Source organism: Pseudomonas sp. TMW22090 (assembly GCF_022496665.1).
Lineage (GTDB): Bacteria > Pseudomonadota > Gammaproteobacteria > Pseudomonadales > Pseudomonadaceae > Aquipseudomonas > Aquipseudomonas gregormendelii.
Genome location: NZ_SCFH01000006.1, coordinates 106,440 through 125,597, shown reverse-complemented (window position 1 = coordinate 125,597; position 19,158 = coordinate 106,440). Strand labels below are relative to the sequence as shown.

Genomic DNA, 19,158 nt, shown 5'->3' with positions numbered 1-19,158 from the left:
CCTGAGGAGTAAGCACTAGAGTATGCGCGCGCAAAACGGGCTTGGGCCTTTCGCACATCGTTGTCGCGTTTATTACGAAGACACCGATGCGGGTGGCATCGTGTATTACGTTAATTACCTCAAGTTTATGGAACGGGCTCGAACCGAGCGGCTCCGGGAGCTGGGCTTTGCCCAATCCCAGCTGGCAGGGGAGGACCTGTTATTCGTCGTGCATTCCAGCGAAGCGCGTTACCACGCGCCGGCGCGACTGGATGACGAACTGCTGGTAAGCGCTGAAGTAAGCGAATTGAACCGTGCCAGCCTGCGTTTCAAGCAGCAGGTCAGGCGGGCAACGGATAATGCGCTGCTCTGCGAAGGGCAGTTTCTGGTGGCCTGTGTGCGCACTGAAAGTTTAAAACCCCGGGCCATTCCCGAAGCTCTACGTGCGGCCTTTGCCGACGTGAGCGGCGCGGGTACTCACTCAAAGCAGGAGATAAAGCGTGGAAGCTAACGTCGTCGACCATTCCTCCATGTGGAGCCTGGTCAGCAATGCCAGTATTGTGGTGCAACTGGTAATGCTGATCCTGGTAGCCGCATCGGTCACCTCATGGATCATGATCTTTCAGCGCAGCAATCTGCTGCGCGCCGGTCGACGTGCCCTGGAGAGCTTCGAGGAGCGCTTCTGGTCGGGTATCGACCTGTCCAAACTCTATCGTCAGGCCGGCAGCAACCCTGATCCGGATTCGGGCGTCGAGCAAATCTTCCGCGCCGGCTTCAAGGAGTTTTCCCGTCTGCGCCAGCAGCCAGGGGTTGATCCTGAAGCGGTCATGGAAGGCGTGGCCCGGGCCATGCGCGTCGCTATTTCCCGCGAAGAAGAAAAGCTCGAGCAGAGCCTGCCGTTCCTCGCGACCGTAGGTTCCGTGAGCCCGTATATCGGCCTGTTCGGTACGGTCTGGGGCATCATGAACTCCTTCCGTGGCCTGGCCACTGCGCAGCAAGCAACCCTGGCCACCGTGGCTCCGGGTATCGCCGAAGCCCTGATCGCCACCGCGATCGGCCTGTTCGCCGCGATTCCAGCTGTCATCGCCTACAACCGGTTTGCTGCCCGCAGCGAAACGCTGATCAGCCGCTACTACACCTTCGCCGATGAATTCCAGGCGATCCTGCACCGCAAAGTGCACACCAGCGAAGAATAAGCAGGTAATTTCCAATGGCTTTAATCGCTCGAGCTCGCAAAAAGCGCAAGCCGGTCGCCGAGATGAACGTAGTGCCCTACATCGACGTGATGCTGGTGCTGCTGGTCATCTTCATGGTGACCGCGCCGATGCTCAATCAGGGCGTGAAAGTTGATCTGCCCAAGGTTTCCAGCGAAGCCTTGCCGCAGGACAACAATACGCAGGTCCTGACCATTTCGATCAAGGCTGACAAGACCTACTACTGGAACCTTGGCAGCGAAGTCGATACCCAGAAACAGCAGGACAAGGCCATGACCTTGCCGCAGATGACCGACGCGGTGACCAAGATCATTCGCGCCGGCACCGAAGGCGGCAAGCAGACCCAGGTCTTCATTCGAGGCGACAAGACCGTCGATTATGGATCGGTCATGGGTGCCATGGGCGGTCTCCAGAAAGCCGGGGTCGGTAATGTTGGCTTGATTACCGAGGCGCCCTGATGCAGCAACAACGAGAGCCGACAGCCTCGGAAAGCTACTTCTGGCCTAGCGTCTGGGCAATTGGCTTGCACGTGCTGGTGTTCGGCATGTTGTTTGTCAGTTTTGCCATGACCCCGGAGCTGCCGCCGGCCAGGCCGATCGTCCAGGCGACCCTGTACCAGCTGAAATCGAAAAGTCAGGCGACCACCCAGACCAATCAGAAGATTGCGGGTGAGGCGAAGAAATCCGCCGCGCGCCAGACCGAAGTCGAGCAGATGGAGCAGAAGAAGATCGAGCAGGAAGCCATCAAGGCTGCGGAACAAAAGAAGGAAGATACGGCTCAAAAAGCCGAAGAATCCAAGAAGGCCGACGAGACCAAGAAAGCGGAAGAGGCGAAAAAGGCGGATGAAGCCAAGAAAGCCGACGAAGCCAAAAAGACCGCGGAAGCCAAAAAGGCTGAAGAGAAACAATTGGCTGATATAGCCAAGAAGAAATCTGAAGAAGAAGCCAAGAAGGCAGCTGAAGAAGAGGCCAAGAAAGCCGCCGCTGAAGAAGCCAAGAAAAAGATCGTCGAAGACGCGAAGAAGAAAGCCGCAGAAGACGCCAAGAAGAAATCTGACGCTGAAGAGGCGAAAAAGAAAGTCGCCGAAGACGCGAAGAAGAAAGCTGCTGCCGATGCTGCGAAGAAGAAATCGCAGGAAGCGGCACGTAAATCCGCCGAAGACAAAAAGGCCCAGGCCTTGGCAGATCTGCTTTCCGACACGCCGCAACGTCAGCAGGCCTTGGCGGACGAGCAGGGTGACGAAGTCGCTGGCAGTTTCGATGACCTGATTCGTGCACGTGCAGCAGAAGGCTGGGCTCGTCCCCCTTCGGCACGCAAAGGCATGACGGTCGTGCTGCAAATCGGCATGTTGCCGGATGGAACAGTGACCTCGGTTACCGTCGGCAGATCAAGCGGAGATGGTCCGTTCGATGCTTCGGCAGTGGCGGCGGTCAAGAATATTGGACGTTTGACAGAAATGCAGGGAATGAAGCCGAGCGATTTTGCTCCGTATCGTTCATTCAAGATGACATTCACACCTGAGGATCTAGCCTTGTGAGAAACCTTCTTCGAGGAATGCTTGTCGCCATCTGCTGCCTGGCAGGGATGGCGGTAGCCGATGAGAAAAACATTCTGGTAACCAGCGGCAGCGATCGGGCTACCCCGATTGCCGTCGTTCCGTTCGCCAACCAGGGCGGCAGCGTGCTGCCGGACGATATGGCCGAGATCATCGGTAATGACCTGCGCAACTCGGGTTACTACTCGCCGATCCCGAAACAGAACATGATCAGCCAGCCAAGCCAGGCCAGCGAAATCATCTACCGTGACTTCAAGGCGCTGGGTGCCCAGTACGTCATGGTCGGCAGCATCGCTCCGGCGGGCGGTCGCCTGCAGGTGCAATACGCCTTGTTCAACGTCGCCACCGAGCAGCAAGTGCTGACCGGCAGCGTGTCGGGCAGCGTTGACCAGCTGCGTGACATGTCGCACTACATTGCTGACCAGTCGTTTGAAAAACTCACCGGTATCAAAGGTGCTTTCTCGACTCGCCTGCTGTACGTGACTGCCGAGCGCTTTTCCGAGAAAAACACTCGCTACACCCTGCAACGTTCGGACTACGACGGTGCGCGTGCCGTTACCCTGCTGCAATCGCGCGAGCCGATCCTGTCGCCGCGTTTCGCACCGGATGGCAAGCGCATCGCTTATGTCTCGTTCGAGCAGAAGCGTCCGCGCATCTTCATGCAGAACATCGACACCGGTCGCCGTGAGCAAATCACCAACTTCGAAGGCCTCAATGGTGCACCAGCCTGGTCGCCGGACGGCAATCGCCTGGCGTTCGTGCTGTCCAAGGACGGCAACCCGGACATCTATGTGATGAACCTGGGCTCGCGCCAGATCACCCGCGTCACCAATGGTCCCGGCATCAACACCGAACCGTTCTGGGGTAAAGATGGTTCGACCATCTACTTCACCTCCGACCGTGGCGGCAAGCCGCAGATCTACAAAACCAGCGCAGGCGGCGGTGGTGCAGAGCGTGTGACCTTCATCGGTAACTACAACGCCAACCCTAAGTTGTCGGCTGACGAAAAGACCCTGGTCATGATTCATCGCCAGGAAGGCTTCACCAATTTCAAGGTGGCGGCCCAGGATTTGCAACGAGGTAGTGTAAAGATCCTCACTGATAGCACTCTGGACGAGTCGCCTACTGTTGCGCCCAACGGCACCATGGTAATCTACGCCACCCGCCAGCAGGGCCGGGGAGTCTTGATGCTCGTGTCCATTAATGGACGCGTAAGGCTCCCGCTTCCTACCGCACAAGGCGAAGTCAGAGAACCTTCCTGGTCCCCTTACCTGAACTGACGCGGCGCTTTACGTTTTACTTAACACACTGGGGTTCATTAGGAGTTTCACGATGGAAATGCTGAAGTTTGGTAAATTTGCTGCGCTGGCTCTGGCCATGGCTGTAGCTGTAGGTTGCTCGTCCAAAGGCGGCGACAATGCCGGTGAAGGCGCTGCTGTTGATCCAAACGCTGGTTACGGCGCTAACACTGGTGCAGTTGACGGCTCCCTGAGCGAAGAAGCTGCTCTGCGCGCGATCACCACTTTCTACTTCGAATACGACAGTTCGGACCTGAAGCCAGAAGCCATGCGCGCTCTGGACGTTCACGCCAAGGACCTGAAAGCTAACGGCGCTCGCGTTGTTCTGGAAGGTAACACCGACGAACGTGGTACTCGTGAGTACAACATGGCACTGGGCGAGCGTCGTGCGAAAGCCGTTCAGCGCTACCTGGTACTGCAAGGCGTTTCCCCAGCTCAGCTGGAACTGGTTTCCTACGGCGAAGAGCGTCCAGTTGCTACCGGCAACGACGAGCAGTCCTGGGCTCAAAACCGTCGCGTCGAACTGCGTAAGTAATTCGTCATGCGAACGTGCCGTCGTGCTGTAACTATTCTGGCTCTCAGCCTCGCACCGCTTGCGGTGTGGGCTGCGGTTCCTGTGGTCGATAACAACAACTCCGGCAATAGTGGAAGTAGTTATCCGCCCGCGGGTTACGGTACGAACGGCGCCTATGCCGGGGGAGGGGTTTCGGCCCCTGTCTCGGCACAGGGCGAGCTGTTCAACCAACTGCAATCCATGCAGGAGCAGATCTCGCGCCAACAAGGCATCATCGAAGTTCTGCAAAATGATGTAGCGCGCATGAAGCAGGAAAGCCTGGAGCGATACCAGGATCTTGATCGGCGCATTGGAACCGGCGTTGCACCAGCCGCAACTCCTGAGAATTCTTCCACCGGTGGCGATTTGAACGCCCCCGGTGCAGCAGCAGGTGCTGGAGCGGCTGCCGCTCAGGCACCGGCCGCGGGTACCGAGCCGGCTGACCCGGCGAAGGAAAAACTGTATTACGATGCAGCCTTCGACCTGATCAAAGCCAAGGATTTCGACAAGGCCAGCCAGGCTTTTGCCGCTTTCCTGCGCAAGTACCCCAACAGCCAGTACGCGGGCAATGCCCAATATTGGTTAGGCGAAGTGAACCTGGCCAAAGGCGACCTGCAAGGTGCCGGTCAGGCGTTTGCCAAGGTGTCCCAGCTGTACCCCAAGCACAACAAAGTGCCTGACTCGCTGTACAAGCTGGCAGATGTAGAGCGCCGCCTTGGTCATCCCGACAAGGTCAAAGGTATTCTGCAGCAGGTCGTGTCCCAATATCCGGGCACGTCCGCCGCGCAGTTGGCCCAGCGCGACTTGCAGAAAATGTAAGCTTGCCAGAACCGTTTTGAAGAAACCCGCACTTGCTGCGGGTTTTTTCGTTAGAATTCACGCCCTTTTTCTGAAACACCGCTTTTTGGGATTCGCGCGATGGCGGGGTTCCTTAAAGTGCCTGACGGAGGCGGACAGCCTGTTTAGCTGTTACGCCCGTGGCGACTATGCAAGACACATTGAGAATTACCGAAGTATTTTACTCGTTGCAGGGTGAAACGCGGACGGCCGGGCTGCCCACTGTTTTTGTGCGCCTGACCGGTTGTCCATTGCGTTGCCAGTACTGCGACAGCGCCTACGCCTTCACAGGCGGCACGGTTCGCCCGCTGGATGACATCATCGAACAAGTGGCCGGCTTTCGTCCGCGTTATGTGTGTGTCACCGGCGGCGAGCCCCTCGCCCAGCCCAACGCGATTCCATTGCTCAAGCGCCTGTGTGATGCCGGTTACGAAGTGTCACTGGAAACCAGTGGAGCCCTGGACATCTCGGCAGTCGATTCGCGGGTAAGTCGCGTGGTCGACCTGAAAACTCCGGGTTCGAAGGAAGCGCATCGCAATCGCTACGAAAACATCGAGCTGCTGACGCGCAACGATCAGGTGAAGTTTGTCATCTGTTCCCGGGAAGACTACGACTGGGCCGTGTCCAAGTTGATTCAGTACGGTCTGGATCGCCGCGCCGGTGAGGTCCTGTTTTCTCCCAGCCACCATGACCTGAATGCCCGGGACCTGGCGGATTGGGTCGTGGCGGACAACCTGCCAGTGCGCCTGCAACTGCAGCTGCATAAATATCTATGGAATGACGAGCCGGGGCGCTGAAATGACTGAACAACTGAACGCTGCAGAAAAACGTGCGGTCATCCTCCTGTCTGGTGGCCTGGACTCGGCCACTGTCGTGGCCATGGCACGAGCCGATGGCTACAGCTGCTACACCATGAGCTTCGACTACGGCCAGCGCTCCCATGCCGAGCTGCACGCTGCCGCACGCGTCGCCCGTGATCTTGGCGTGGTTGAGCATAAGGTCATCGGGTTGAACCTCAACGGCATGGGTGGCTCGGCATTGACCGACAGCAGTATCGATATTCCGGAGGAGGCCGGTGAAGGCATTCCGGTCACCTACGTTCCTGCACGCAATACCGTGTTCCTGTCCCTCGCGTTGGGCTGGGCCGAAGTGCTCGGAGCGCGTGACATCTTCATTGGCGTCAATGCCGTCGATTACTCCGGTTACCCGGATTGCCGTCCCGAGTTCATCGAATCCTTCGAGCGCATGGCCAACCTCGCCACCAAGGCAGGCGTGGAAGGTAACGGCTTCCGCATTCAGGCGCCCCTGCAGAATCTGAGCAAGGCGCAGATCGTCCAGGCTGGCGTCAAGCTGGGTGTGGATTACGGCCTGACGGTTTCCTGCTACCAGGCCGACGATCACGGCCGGGCGTGCGGCAAATGCGACAGCTGCCGACTCCGTGCAGAAGGCTTCGCGGCGGCCGGAATCAGTGACCCAACGCCTTATTTTTGATTTATTTCAAATTAGGTGTTGAATAGTCCTTAAAAATCAGTATTATACGCGCCACCACACAGCGGGTCGTTAGCTCAGTTGGTAGAGCAGTTGGCTTTTAACCAATTGGTCGTAGGTTCGAATCCCACACGACCCACCATTTTTGTAGCAGTTTAGAAAATCCGGAAGGCCCACGAAAGTGAGGATTTCCGGGTTTTTTTTTGCCTGGAATTTGGTCATTGCACCGCTTGGCACGGCACGAGGCGGGCAACTTCCTCAGCGCCTGTCAGCTGCCGAAGGTGAGATCGAATCCATCTGCGCATTCTCTCAGCCTCATTCGCAGGTAGCGGTTCGGTGGATTCGACGATGCGCTTGGCGGCAGCCAGCACGTTGTTGTCGCGGATGATGGTGTGTATGCCGTCAGGCAGCTTATCCAATAAGGTCGCAGCCTTTTTCATGTGCATGAACGCCGGCCCGCACGGAGCCGGCCGACCGGAACGCTTTGAGTTGAACATCGGCTTGTTACCAGCTCGATGGCGCGATGGTCCTGTTCGATGATGGTGTTGAGGTACTGGACTTGGCGCACCACGATCAAATCGATGACGTTCATCGTATCGTGATAGCGCCGGTCACCTGAGCAGAGGGGCGAGATAGCCGCCGTCGACGTCGAGCAAGTCAGCGAGCAGGCGGCACGGTCGACAGTCCTCGACACGCTCAGCAGCCGTCCAGATGTCAAGGTCACGGAGCTGGTCGAGAATCGCGGCGCCTTGGATAAGCGCACGACCATGAATCGGGTCCATATGTCGAGCGGCGATCTCAACCGCAGCGTTGCCGGCCTCCGAATCAATACGATGGCCTTCTTCGGATACGCGGGCCTCGCATACCAACCGGCACAGGTCGATCTCGACCGGACCGAGCACGGCGAACTCAAAGTCCAGCAGGGCGACGACCTCTCCGTCCCATAAAGCATTCATCAGCGCGAGGTCGCCATGGTTGACGGTCTGTGCAACCAAGGGTGCAGCCCGGAAGTAACCCTCGATGATTCCATGGAGCCGCGACTGCTGTGCGCTGGACAGTCCCAGCTTGACTTTGGCGCGGTTAGCCGCCGCGGTGGCAGCTTCGAGCGAAGCCGGTACGAACCCCCCGTGAGAGGCGACAAGCGTCCTCAGAGACGGGGTCGAGTCGTGCACGATCTGGGCCCGAGCCCAAAGCTGGCGGACCGCAGCTTCCCGCTCCGCAGGCGTCAGCGTCGGCCACGCCTCCTGGAGGTTCTGGCCGGGAATCTCTACGCTCACGATCCAGCCGTGGCCCTCGGTAGTACCCTCTCCAAGGATCTCTGGGTGCCCGACCTCTCGCGCAAGAGCCTGAATGAGCGCAACCTCGCGTGCCATGTCGACGGGTGTATGCGCGATACGCACGGCGATGCCGTTACCGACCCACGTCGCGTTCGAGTACCCATTGGCTCGCTGCATTCGCGCGAGTTCGCCACCATGTTGAGCCGCCACCTTAGCGGCCAAGCTCCAAACAAGGGCTGTGCTGATCGGGTCACGATCCTGGTCGAGCGGATGAATACTTGTACTGGGGTCTTTCATTTTTTCCATCTTAGCCACGCCTCGGCAAACTATTGAATTGAATGATTGCTCCTACCCTTTTTCGCTCATCTGAACTCGGGTCTAAGCCATTGCGCGTCGTGGTGGGCAGCCACCCTAGTATGGGCCATCGGCTTGATGCTGGAGGGGGGGGGCGTTGCAAGGCGGATTTGATGTCCGAGGTTGTCCGACGTCAGGTTGAAGCCTGTCGATTGATCTCAAGGCGGCAACATTGCAGGAAGCGATCCTGGCCTGACGCGGTGCCTGTGAGTCACCTGGTGCCCGGTCGAGATTGTACCTGCCAGACCACGAATCACTTGTTGCGGCCAAGGCTCACGGCTGAACTACCGCACTGTCAGGGACTCCCCAGTGAGGCCTGACGCTAACGGGCGCAAGCATGCGCCGCGCCGTTAACGCATGACCTGAACAAAAGCCTTTGGGTCATTGCGCCTCTTGGCGCGGCACGAGGCAGGCTAGTTCCTCAACGTTTGTCATATGCGAAAGTGTCGATCGAATATGGGCTTGAATTGCGTCAGCCTCATTCGCAGGTAGCGGTTCGGTGGATTCGACGATGCGCTTTGCGGCAGCCTGCACGTCGTCACGCATGCGCGGATCGGTGGCGCGCCACAAGGCATTCAAGCAGTCAACAGCCTGAGTCAGGCTCAGGCAGCCTTCACCCTTGTCCGGTAGATGCGCGAAGACCTCCAGTTTCTTGTGCTGGAGCTCCACCGGATCCGGCCAAACGTATTGCAATTTGATCACACGAACCAACTGCACCAAGAGACTGGCACGTCCCCGGTCATTGGGGTGTTGGTCCGCGATGTCCAGAAGCGTGTTGAACATTTGCTTGTCATCCGCGTCCATACCGAAAACGTTGCCCAACAAAATCGTACGCATGCCGTCAGCCATGTTCACCAGATAGGTCGCAGCCACTTTAGGTGGCATGGATTTAACAATTGACCGAAGAAGCTTGCATTTCGGATTCTGAGTAAAATTCGGTGGCAGATAATCGACGCAGTCGATAAAAAAGGCGGCTGCTATCTGTCGTAGTTCAGCAGGCAGAGTATCGTCCTTGAGCGCTTCAAGGATCGCTTCAGCGTTTACAGTGGTGGCAGTTTTCCGACCATGAGATGCCGCATGGGTGTATATGGCCTCAACGAGTGTCTTGGTGCTTTGCAGGGCCGGGCCGTCAGGGCAGGCATAAGTCTCGCCTCTTAATTCCTGTTCGACTTTTGCGAACAATTTCAGCAGCGGGCGATAAGCTTCGGGGGAGGGCAGCCTGAACGCTTGCCATGATGAGGACTCAGTATTGAGGTTCAAAAAAAGCCGGGTAAAAAAATGGTGCTTAGCGGTCTCGTTTGTTTGGTTATGTTTCAGGGTTATTTGCAGCCTCTCCCCCAGACGGTTGATCTCGTACTTCAGCTCCTGTTTGAGCACCTCCGGCATGTCCACTTTGCGCTCGGTGCATAAACTATCCAGACTGTTCGGGGTGTTCCCCACCTGCAGAAAGTTGCTGCTTATCGGTGTGTCGCTGGCTTCAGTAGACTGTTAGGGGCAAACTGACAGGTTTTGGTGCTTCAGTGGCTGCATCACTGCGCTCTAGCATGGTGGTATCTCCATTCGATTGAATGATTGTCCCGGTGCAACTGCCTGGGTTTCTACCCTTTTTCGCTCATTTGAGATCGGGTCCATGCCATTGCGTCGTGGCAGGCAGCCACCCTGGTATGGGCCATCGGCTTGACGCCGGAGGCGGATCGCTCCAAGGCATATTTGATAGGGTCGTCCGCTAGGCCTGGCGGTGCGATGAAAGTAGCCGATTCACGACCGACGGAGGCGCGTGGGCACTACCCGGCGCTGACGGATCGGCGACGGGGCGGGCTAGTGCAGCCATTTCCAGCATCGCCGAGCGAGCGCCTTGGAAGTCGATCAGCACCGATCGAAGTGATCCTGGACTGTTTTTAACCGTTGAGAAAATCCGCAAGGCCCACGAACGTGAGGATTTCCGGATTTTTTTGTCTTCGATTTGAGCGGGCTCAACTTCGGGGCTGCACCGCATGGCGCAGGTCAGATTCATCTTTTGCATCCACGGGATATTCTGTAGCCTTGCCCAGCTTCAACGCTGTGCCTGATGACTACTCACTCTCCCGGCGGTACCCAATAGGGTCCGGAGCCGGGTGTATACTCGACTTTCGCGCGAAAGCGCCCGCAGGTCTTGCGATCATGACGCAAATTTCCGAACGCCTACTGGTTCAAGCTCACCTCGACGCCAAGCAGCCCAAGCCGCTGACAGTCGAAGAAGAGGCTTTTTACCGCGCTGCCATTGCTGCCGAGCTCAAGGCTCAGGACGCGGTGCTGGTTGCCCACTTCTATTGCGATCCGGTGATTCAGGCCCTGGCCGAAGAAACCGGTGGCTGTGTCTCCGACTCCCTTGAAATGGCGCGCTTCGGCAACGCCCACCCAGCCAAGACCGTGGTGGTCGCCGGCGTGAAGTTCATGGGCGAAACCGCGAAGATCCTCAACCCCGAAAAACGCGTATTGATGCCGACCCTGGAGGCGACCTGCTCGCTGGACCTGGGTTGCCCCGTGGACGAGTTCTCGGCGTTCTGTGACCAGCATCCTGAGCGCACCGTGGTGGTGTACGCCAATACCTCGGCAGCAGTCAAAGCCCGGGCTGACTGGGTGGTGACTTCAAGCTGCGCGCTGGAAATCGTCGAGAGCCTGATGGACAACGGCGAAACCATCATCTGGGGGCCGGACAAGCACCTGGGCACCTATATCCAGCGCAAGACCGGCGCCGACATGCTGCTGTGGGACGGTGCCTGCATCGTTCACGAAGAGTTCAAGTCCAAGCAGCTCGAGGACATGAAGGCCCTGTACCCCGATGCCGCCATTCTGGTTCACCCCGAGTCGCCGACTTCGGTCATCGAACTGGCGGACGCCGTAGGCTCCACCAGCCAGCTGATTGCTGCAGCGCAGAGCCTGCCGAACAAGACCCTGATCGTTGCTACCGACCGCGGCATCTTCTACAAGATGCAGCAGCTGTGCCCGGACAAGGTGTTCATCGAAGCCCCTACGGCGGGTAACGGCGCGGCGTGCCGCAGTTGCGCGCATTGTCCGTGGATGGCGATGAATACGCTTGAGCGCACGCTCAAGAGCCTTAAAGAAGGGACCAATGAGATCTTTGTTGATCCGGCGTTGATTCCGCAGGCGATTCGGCCGTTGAAGCGCATGCTCGATTTCACCCAGGCGGCGCGGATGAAGTTGGCTGGCAACGCTTAAAGCAAGACCAAGAGATCGCAGCCTTCGGCAGCTCCTACAGGTGCTCACAAACCTTGTAGGAGCTGCCGACGGCTGCGATCTTTTTTATGCGCTTACCTCTGTTTCTTCGGGATTCGCACCAGCTGCGTCTCGGAATACATGTCATGCCAGCTGCGCTTCTGCTTGTCGAACAGCGACCAGATGAAACCCAGACCCACGCACAGCAGTGAGGCGATGGAGACCACAAAGCGCAGCAGCGCCTGCCACAGGCTGATGGATGAGCCGTCGGCGTTCTGCACCCGAATGCCCCACACCTGCATGCCCAGGGTCTGACCCGACCAGGTCCAGAACTTGGCAAAAAAACCGAACAGCACGAACAGCAGCAGGGTTGAAAGCAGCGGATCACCGTCCAGTGCTCCCGCTTCAGTCAGCGTGCGCATCCGCTCCTCGCCGATGATTGCCATCTGGATCATCTTGTAGATTCCGCTGGTGACAATCAGCAACGCGGTGCATAGCAGGAAGTCATAGAACATCGCTGCCAGACGACGACCCAGGCCAGCGGCGGGAAAATCGCCCTGGGGCTTCAGCAGGTGTTTCGACATGGCAGGGGTCTCGGCGGGAAAAGAACTCATTTTACGGATTTGCGCGCACAAAAAAGCCCCTGATGTCAGCATCAGGGGCTTTTTCGTTACAGAAGATTAAGCTTCGGCCTGAACTTCGTCAGCCTGCATGCCTTTTTGGCCCTGCACAGCAACGAAGGTCACTTTCTGGCCTTCTTTCAGGCTCTTGAAGCCGTTGCCCTGAATAGCGCGGAAGTGCACGAACAGATCCGGACCGCTTTCTGGCGTGATAAAACCAAAACCTTTCTCGTCGTTAAACCACTTGACGGTACCGCTCTGACGTTGGGACATTTCTTATTTCCTTTGACGCAAAAATTAATGACAGCCTCTTTCTCATGAAAGAGTACTGGGGCTGGTTGCAGGAGAGTAAGAAGACGTCGAACGGGATGTAGCTAACTTGTAGGCTACTGCCCAGGTCACGATTCCAAGCGACCCATGCAAACACAGTGAACAAACTCTACGCCAACTGGCCAATAAAAAACAAGCCCCTGTGAGGGGCCCGGTTTGCTTGGTTCTGAAGCTGTTAGTGAAGGTGTTAGTGCAGGCTTATACGATAGCGCTGTTCAATTGTTTTCGACTGTTATAAGCACTGTTCATTATCGAACGGTTGCACTGTTTTATGGCGGCTGCGTTACAGATTAGTGCAGTGTTAGCGCAGCCACGTTACTTATAGAAACAGTCAATCAGCCGCGATAGTAGCGTTGTGGAACAAATGGCATTTTGCTTACAAGCAAAGGCACCTTTTTCCCACGCACGATCGCCCAGACCGGCGTATCGAGCGCGACGTACGCCGAGTCGAGGTAACCCATGGCAAGAGGGGCGCCCAGGGTCGGTCCAAAACCGCCACTGCAGACGCTGCCGATGATCTCGCCCGCGTCGTTGACGATTTCCGCGCCTTCGCGCACCGGCGTGCGCTCTTGCGGCAGCAGGCCTACGCGTTTGCGGCTGACGCCGCCCTGTTGTTGCGCGAAGATGTTTTCGGCGCCCGGGAAACCGCCGGCCCGTGCGCCATCGGCACGGCGCGGCTTGGAGATGGCCCACAGCAGGCTCGCCTCGATCGGGGTGGTCTCGGTGTTCATGTCGTGGCCATAGAGGCACAGGCCGGCTTCCAGGCGCAGGGAGTCGCGAGCCCCCAGACCGATCGCGGCCACTTCCGGCTCGGCCAACAGGGCGCGGGCCAAGGCTTCGGCATTCGCGGCCGGCACGGAGATCTCGAAACCGTCTTCGCCGGTGTAGCCCGAGCGACTGACGAAACATTCCACGCCCAGCAGCTGGACGCGCGTGAACTGCATGAAGGTCATCTTGGCCACTTCAGGCGCCAGGCGCGCCAGGACGGTCACGGCGGCGGGGCCTTGCAAGGCCAGCAGCGCACGCTCTTCGAACAGCGGCTCGATGGTGCACTGCTCGCTGATGTGCTTGCGCAGGTGCGCCAGGTCCTGGTCCTTGCAGGCGGCGTTGACCACCAGGAACAATTCGTCGTTACCCAGGTTGGCGACCATCAGGTCGTCGAGAATGCCTCCGGCCTCGTTGGTGAACATCGCATAGCGCTGCATGCCCACCGGCAAGTCGATGATGTCTACCGGTACCAGGGTTTCCAGGGCCTCGGCTGCCTTGGCGCCGGTCAGGCGAATCTGGCCCATGTGCGAGACATCGAACAACCCGGCCTGGTCGCGGGTGTGCTGGTGTTCTTTCATCACGCCCAGCGGGTATTGCACCGGCATGTCGTAGCCGGCGAACGGCACCATGCGCGCGCCTAGTTCGATGTGCAGGGCGTGCAGGGGGGTAGTCAGCAATTGTTCGGTGGACATGTTTTGCTCCTGAAAAAATGTGCAGAGGCCAATGCGCGCGCATCAGCACTCGATAATGTTGACCGCCAGACCGCCGCGGGCGGTCTCCTTGTATTTGCTTTTCATGTCGGCGCCGGTCTGGCGCATGGTGCGGATAACCTTGTCGAGAGAGACGAAGTGCTGCCCGTCACCGCGCAGGGCCATGCGGACCGCATTGATGGCCTTGACCGAGCCCATCGCATTGCGCTCGATGCAAGGCACTTGCACCAGGCCGCCGATGGGGTCGCAGGTCAGGCCGAGGTTGTGTTCCATGCCGATTTCCGCCGCGTTTTCCACTTGCTGCACGCTGCCGCCGAGGACTTCGCACAAGGCTCCGGCCGCCATTGAGCAGGCCACTCCAACTTCGCCCTGGCAACCGACTTCGGCACCGGAGATCGAGGCGTTTTCCTTGTACAGAATGCCAATGGCCGCTGCGGTGAGCAGGAAGCGCACCACGCCGTCATCGTTCGCGCCAGGAATGAAGCGCATGTAGTAATGCAGCACCGCCGGGATAATCCCCGCCGCGCCGTTGGTGGGCGCCGTCACGACTCGTCCGCCGTTGGCGTTTTCTTCGTTGACCGCCAGGGCATACAGATTGACCCAGTCCAGTACCGAGAGCGGATCGCGCAAGGACGATTCGGGGTTTTTGCACAATTGCCGATGCAGCGCCGCAGCGCGACGCTTGACCTTCAAACCACCGGGCAGGATGCCTTCGTTGCGACAACCGGCGGCCACGCAATCCTGCATCACTTGCCAGATATTCAGCAGGCCGGTGCGGGTTTCGGCTTCAGGTCGCCAGGCACTTTCATTGGTCAGCATTACCTGGCTGATCGACAGGCCGTAGGTTGCGCAATGCCCCAGCAGGTCCTTGGCGCTCTTGAACGGGAACGTCAGTTTGGTGGCATCTTCGACAATGCGGTCGGCCCCGGCTGCATCCTCATCGACCACAAACCCGCCGCCTACCGAGTAGTACTCGCGGCTGCGGGTTTGCAAACCGGCCGCATCGAATGCACGAAAAATCATGCCGTTGGGGTGATACGGCAGCGGTTTGCGAATCATCGCCAGGTGTTCTTTCTCGTTGAACGCGATGCTGTGTTCACCCAGCACGTTCAAGCGACCGTTGCCGCGAATCTCTTGCAGGCGAGCAGCGACGGTTTCGGTGTTCACGGTGTCCGGGTGTTCGCCTTCCAGCCCGAGCAATACGGCCTTGTCGCTGCCGTGGCCTTTGCCGGTGGCGCCGAGTGAGCCGTAGAGCTCGACCTTGACGCAGGCGGTTGCAGCCAGCAGTCCTTCACGGCGCAAGCCTTCGGCGAAACGCGCGGCAGCGCGCATTGGGCCGACGGTGTGGGAACTGGAGGGGCCGATGCCAATCTTGAACAGGTCGAACACGCTTAAAGCCATGGTTGTTCTCCGGTTTCTTGTTATGGGAATTGGCGGAATTTTTAACTGGACACGGTCCTGTGGGAGCTGGCTTGCCTGCGATGGCGTTGGTTGAGTCGCCATCGACGCTGTCTGACAGGCCGCCATCGCAGGCAAGCCAGCTCCCACAGATTTTGTGGTGTTCTTGAGAAAGAGGAGCAGGCGCACCCGCCCCTCATTGGTTTAAGCGTAGCTTTCGATCGACGGGCAGGCGCACACCAGGTTGCGATCACCGAACACGTTGTCGACGCGACCGACCGGTGGCCAGTATTTGCCTTCGATCAGCGACGCTACAGGGTAGACCGCCTGCTCACGGCTGTACGGGTGAGTCCACTCGCCGACCAGTTCCGCCGCAGTGTGCGGAGCGTTCTTCAGCGGGTTGTCGTCCTTGTCCAGCGTGCCGTTTTCCACTGCGCGGATTTCTTCGCGGATGCGGATCATGGCGTCGCAGAAGCGGTCCAGTTCTTCCCTGGATTCGCTTTCGGTCGGTTCGATCATCAGGGTGCCAGCGACCGGGAACGACATGGTCGGTGCATGGAAGCCGAAATCGATCAGGCGCTTGGCCACGTCATCGACGCTGATGCCGCTGCTGTCTTTGAGTGGGCGCAGGTCCAGGATGCATTCGTGGGCTACCAGGCCATTGCTGCCGGTGTAAAGCACTGGATAGTGCTCTTCGAGGCGACGGGAAATGTAGTTCGCATTCAGGATCGCCAGCTGCGAAGCACGCTTGAGGCCCGCGCCGCCCATCATCCGAATGTACATCCAGGTGATCGGCAAGATGCTCGCGCTGCCGAACGGTGCCGCGCAGACCGCACCTTCTTTACGCTCCATGGTGCCGTGACCCGGCAGGAACGGGGTCAGGTGCGATTTGACGCCGATCGGGCCAACGCCCGGACCGCCACCACCGTGAGGGATGCAGAACGTCTTGTGCAGGTTCAGGTGCGAGACGTCGCCGCCGAACTTGCCCGGTGCGCAGAGGCCGACCATTGCGTTCATGTTGGCGCCGTCGATGTACACCTGGCCGCCGTTGTCATGAATGATGCCGCAGATTTCGCGGATGCCTTCTTCGAAAACGCCGTGGGTCGACGGGTAGGTGATCATCAGCGCCGCAAGGTGCTCGCGATGCTCGATGGCCTTGGCGCGCAGGTCTTCGATGTCGACGTTGCCGCGGGCATCGCAGGCGGTCACGACCACGCGCATGCCGGCCATGTTGGCCGTCGCCGGGTTGGTGCCGTGGGCAGACGACGGGATCAGGCAGATGTCGCGACGGTCTTCGCCACGGCTCTGGTGGTAAGCGCGAATAGCCAGCAGCCCGGCATATTCACCTTGAGAACCGGCGTTCGGCTGCAAGGAAATGGAGTCGTAGCCGGTCGCGGCGCAGAGCATTGCTTCCAGTTCGTCGGTCAGTTGCTGGTAGCCGGCACTTTGCTCGGCCGGGGCGAACGGGTGCAGGGCGCCGAATTCAGCCCAGGTCACCGGGATCATTTCGCTGGCAGCGTTGAGTTTCATGGTGCAAGAACCCAGCGGGATCATGGTGCGATCCAGGGCCAGGTCCTTGTCGGCGAGCTTGCGCAGGTAGCGCATCAGCTCGGTTTCCGAGTGATAACGGTTGAATACCGGGTGGCTCAGGATCGGCGATTGACGAACCAGCGCAGCCGGGATGGTGCTGACCACTGCAGCAGCGAGGGCGGCGAAGTCCGGCAGCGCCTGGCCGTCGGCGAACAGGGCCCACAGGGTTTCGACATCAGCTTGCGACGTGGTTTCGTCAAGGGACAGGCCCAGACGCTCGCCATCGACGACGCGCAGGTTGATCTGCTGCGCATGCGCCTGGTCGTGCAGCTTGGCGGTGTTGGCGCCAGTGTTAAGGGTCAGGGTGTCGAAGAAGTTTTCTTGCTCGACGTTCAGCCCCAGCGCGCTCAAGCCTTTGGCGAGGATCGCAGTCAGGTGATGAATGCGCTTGGCGATCTGCGTCAGGCCTTTTGGACCGTGATACACGGCGTACATGCTGGCAATGTTGGCCAACAGAACCTGCGCTGTGCAGATGTTCGAGGTGGCCTTCTCGCGGCGGATGTGTTGCTCGCGAGTCTGCATGGCCAGGCGCAGGGCCGGTTTGCCGAAACGGTCGACGGAAACGCCGACCAGGCGGCCCGGCATGTCACGCTTGAATGCATCTTTGGTAGAGAAGTACGCTGCGTGCGGGCCACCGAAGCCCAGCGGCACGCCGAAACGCTGGGCGCTGCCGATGGCTACGTCGGCGCCGAATTCGCCTGGCGGGGTCAGCACAGTCAGGGCCAGCAGATCAGCGGCAACCGCCACCAGAGCGTTGGCGGCGTGGAAGCGTTCGGTCAGTGCGCGGTAGTCAAAGACATCACCGTTGCTTGCCGGGTATTGCAGCAGTGCGCCGAAGAACGGCGTCACGTCAGTCAGCTCAAGCTCGTCGCCGACGACCACGTCGATGCCCAGAGGCTCGGCGCGGGTGCGCAGCACGTCGAGGGTCTGCGGGTGGCAGTGAACCGATGCAAAGAACGCGTGGCTGCCTTTGTTCTTGCTCAGGCGTTTGCAGAAAGTCATGGCTTCGGCTGCAGCGGTGGCCTCATCGAGCAGCGAAGCGTTGGCGATCGGCAGGCCCGTCAGGTCGCTGATCAGCGTCTGGAAGTTGAGCAATGCTTCGAGGCGACCCTGGGAGATCTCTGGCTGATACGGGGTGTAGGCGGTGTACCAGGCCGGGTTTTCCAACAGGTTGCGCAGGATAGGCGACGGCGTGTGGGTGCCGTAGTAGCCCTGGCCGATGAAGGTCTTGAACAGCTGGTTCTTGCCGGCGATGCTTTTGATCATGGCCAGGGCGTCGGCTTCACTCAGGCCGTCGTCCATGCCGAGCACGCTGGTGCCCTTGATGCTTTCCGGGATCACGCTGGCGCTCAAGGCTTCCAGGGAGTCGAAACCGAGGCTGTTGAGCATGGCTTGCTCATCGCCGGCGCGCGGGCCGATGTGGCGCGCGATGAATTCGTTGGCGGTGCTTGTGGTTACAACGGCAGGGTTTACTTGAGTCATGTCGGCGCTCCTCAGGCTTCGGCGTTGGCTTTGATCAGACGGTCGTAAGCGTCCTGATCCAGCAGTTTGGCGACGGCAGAGGCGTCGGTTGGCTGAAAGCGGAAGAACCAGCCTTCACCCATTGGATCTTCGTTGACCAGTTCAGGGCTGCTGTCGAGCGCCGGGTTGACTTGCAACACTTCACCGTCCAGGGGCATGTACACGCCGCTGGCCGCTTTTACCGACTCCACGGTGGCCGCTTCCGCGCCCTTTTCGTAGGACTGCAGCTCTGGCAGTTGTACGAAAACCACGTCGCCCAGGGCGTTCTGCGCGAAGGCGGTGATGCCGACTGTGACGCTGCCGTCAGCTTCGGTGCGCAGCCATTCGTGATCTTCAGTAAAACGCAACTCGCTCATGGAAACTCCTAAGGGGGCCAGACTCGTCTGGTGGACGCGATTGAATGCTTGGGCGTTAGCCCTGATTTATGCAGGGGTAATAAGCAAAATCGCG

At 59.0% G+C, this 19,158-nt stretch carries 19 protein-coding genes and 1 tRNA gene; 11 read left to right on the top strand and 9 right to left on the bottom strand.

The window, feature by feature from the left end; genetic code table 11:
* Window positions 1-22: 22 nt before the first annotated feature.
* The 10 genes from ybgC (at window position 23) to EQV97_RS17875 (ending at window position 7,066) form a co-directional block, all read left to right on the top strand.
* Window positions 23-490 (top strand): tol-pal system-associated acyl-CoA thioesterase, encoded by a 468-nt coding sequence (gene ybgC, locus EQV97_RS17920; RefSeq protein WP_122840149.1) that lies wholly within the window; start codon window positions 23-25, stop codon window positions 488-490.
* The gene (tolQ, locus tag EQV97_RS17915) at window positions 480-1,175 is read left to right on the top strand and encodes a protein TolQ (RefSeq protein ID WP_017340467.1); all 696 of its coding nucleotides are present in this window, start codon (window positions 480-482) and stop codon (window positions 1,173-1,175) included. The genes ybgC and tolQ overlap by 11 nt, the downstream gene beginning before the upstream one ends.
* A gap of 23 nt (window positions 1,176-1,198) precedes the next feature.
* Window positions 1,199-1,651, top strand: a complete 453-nt coding sequence (gene tolR, locus EQV97_RS17910) for a protein TolR (RefSeq protein ID WP_163019479.1) — start codon at window positions 1,199-1,201, stop codon at window positions 1,649-1,651.
* Complete coding sequence (gene tolA, locus EQV97_RS17905; protein ID WP_122840150.1) at window positions 1,651-2,730, top strand: cell envelope integrity protein TolA; 1,080 nt, start codon at window positions 1,651-1,653, stop codon at window positions 2,728-2,730. The genes tolR and tolA overlap by 1 nt, the downstream gene beginning before the upstream one ends.
* Entirely contained in the window at window positions 2,727-4,028 is a 1,302-nt protein-coding gene (gene tolB, locus EQV97_RS17900) for a Tol-Pal system beta propeller repeat protein TolB (protein ID WP_045058225.1), read from the top strand. The genes tolA and tolB overlap by 4 nt, the downstream gene beginning before the upstream one ends.
* Before the next feature lie 52 nt (window positions 4,029-4,080).
* Complete coding sequence (gene pal / locus EQV97_RS17895) at window positions 4,081-4,581, top strand: peptidoglycan-associated lipoprotein Pal (protein ID WP_045058224.1); 501 nt, start codon at window positions 4,081-4,083, stop codon at window positions 4,579-4,581.
* A 6-nt stretch (window positions 4,582-4,587) separates the two neighbouring features.
* Window positions 4,588-5,418 carry a tol-pal system protein YbgF gene (gene ybgF, locus EQV97_RS17890; protein WP_225569452.1) on the top strand — a complete coding sequence of 277 codons (831 nt, stop codon included), beginning with the start codon at window positions 4,588-4,590 and terminating at the stop codon, window positions 5,416-5,418.
* Window positions 5,419-5,585: 167 nt separating this feature from the next.
* Window positions 5,586-6,233 (top strand): 7-carboxy-7-deazaguanine synthase QueE, encoded by a 648-nt coding sequence (gene queE, locus EQV97_RS17885; RefSeq protein ID WP_122840153.1) that lies wholly within the window; start codon window positions 5,586-5,588, stop codon window positions 6,231-6,233.
* 1 nt (window position 6,234) lies between these two features.
* Complete coding sequence (gene queC / locus EQV97_RS17880; protein WP_122840154.1) at window positions 6,235-6,927, top strand: 7-cyano-7-deazaguanine synthase QueC; 693 nt, start codon at window positions 6,235-6,237, stop codon at window positions 6,925-6,927.
* Between the two features lie 63 nt (window positions 6,928-6,990).
* Window positions 6,991-7,066 (top strand) — tRNA-Lys (locus tag EQV97_RS17875).
* Window positions 7,067-7,142: 76 nt separating this feature from the next.
* Here the strand turns inward: EQV97_RS17875 and EQV97_RS17870 are convergent.
* The 3 genes from EQV97_RS17870 to EQV97_RS17860 form a co-directional block, all read right to left on the bottom strand.
* Complete coding sequence (locus EQV97_RS17870; protein ID WP_240889380.1) at window positions 7,143-7,364, bottom strand: hypothetical protein; 222 nt, start codon at window positions 7,362-7,364, stop codon at window positions 7,143-7,145.
* Window positions 7,365-7,535: 171 nt separating this feature from the next.
* On the bottom strand, window positions 7,536-8,507 hold the full coding sequence (locus tag EQV97_RS17865) for an aminoglycoside phosphotransferase family protein (protein ID WP_240889379.1): 972 nt from the start codon (window positions 8,505-8,507) through the stop codon (window positions 7,536-7,538).
* Between the two features lie 429 nt (window positions 8,508-8,936).
* Entirely contained in the window at window positions 8,937-9,947 is a 1,011-nt protein-coding gene (locus EQV97_RS17860; protein WP_240889378.1) for a hypothetical protein, read from the bottom strand.
* A gap of 768 nt (window positions 9,948-10,715) precedes the next feature.
* Here EQV97_RS17860 and nadA point away from each other — a divergent pair.
* A complete protein-coding gene (gene nadA / locus EQV97_RS17855) occupies window positions 10,716-11,774 on the top strand; it encodes a quinolinate synthase NadA (protein WP_122840156.1) in 1,059 nt (352 codons plus the stop codon).
* A 92-nt stretch (window positions 11,775-11,866) separates the two neighbouring features.
* Here nadA and EQV97_RS17850 read toward each other — a convergent pair whose 3' ends face one another.
* The 6 genes from EQV97_RS17850 to gcvH all read right to left on the bottom strand — a co-directional run bounded on the left by EQV97_RS17850 (window position 11,867) and on the right by gcvH (window position 19,064).
* Window positions 11,867-12,355: an RDD family protein gene (locus tag EQV97_RS17850; RefSeq protein ID WP_045058218.1), complete on the bottom strand. Its 489-nt coding sequence runs from the start codon at window positions 12,353-12,355 to the stop codon at window positions 11,867-11,869.
* 96 nt (window positions 12,356-12,451) lie between these two features.
* Complete coding sequence (locus EQV97_RS17845; protein WP_003175786.1) at window positions 12,452-12,664, bottom strand: cold shock domain-containing protein; 213 nt, start codon at window positions 12,662-12,664, stop codon at window positions 12,452-12,454.
* Between the two features lie 392 nt (window positions 12,665-13,056).
* Window positions 13,057-14,181 (bottom strand): glycine cleavage system aminomethyltransferase GcvT, encoded by a 1,125-nt coding sequence (gene gcvT, locus EQV97_RS17840; protein ID WP_122840158.1) that lies wholly within the window; start codon window positions 14,179-14,181, stop codon window positions 13,057-13,059.
* 42 nt (window positions 14,182-14,223) lie between these two features.
* Window positions 14,224-15,600, bottom strand: coding sequence for an L-serine ammonia-lyase (locus EQV97_RS17835; RefSeq protein WP_240889377.1), 1,377 nt, complete (start codon window positions 15,598-15,600; stop codon window positions 14,224-14,226).
* Window positions 15,601-15,801: 201 nt separating this feature from the next.
* Complete coding sequence (gene gcvP, locus EQV97_RS17830) at window positions 15,802-18,669, bottom strand: aminomethyl-transferring glycine dehydrogenase (RefSeq protein WP_225569448.1); 2,868 nt, start codon at window positions 18,667-18,669, stop codon at window positions 15,802-15,804.
* An 11-nt stretch (window positions 18,670-18,680) separates the two neighbouring features.
* On the bottom strand, window positions 18,681-19,064 hold the full coding sequence (gene gcvH / locus EQV97_RS17825) for a glycine cleavage system protein GcvH (RefSeq protein ID WP_122840161.1): 384 nt from the start codon (window positions 19,062-19,064) through the stop codon (window positions 18,681-18,683).
* Between the last annotated feature and the right edge of the window lie 94 nt (window positions 19,065-19,158).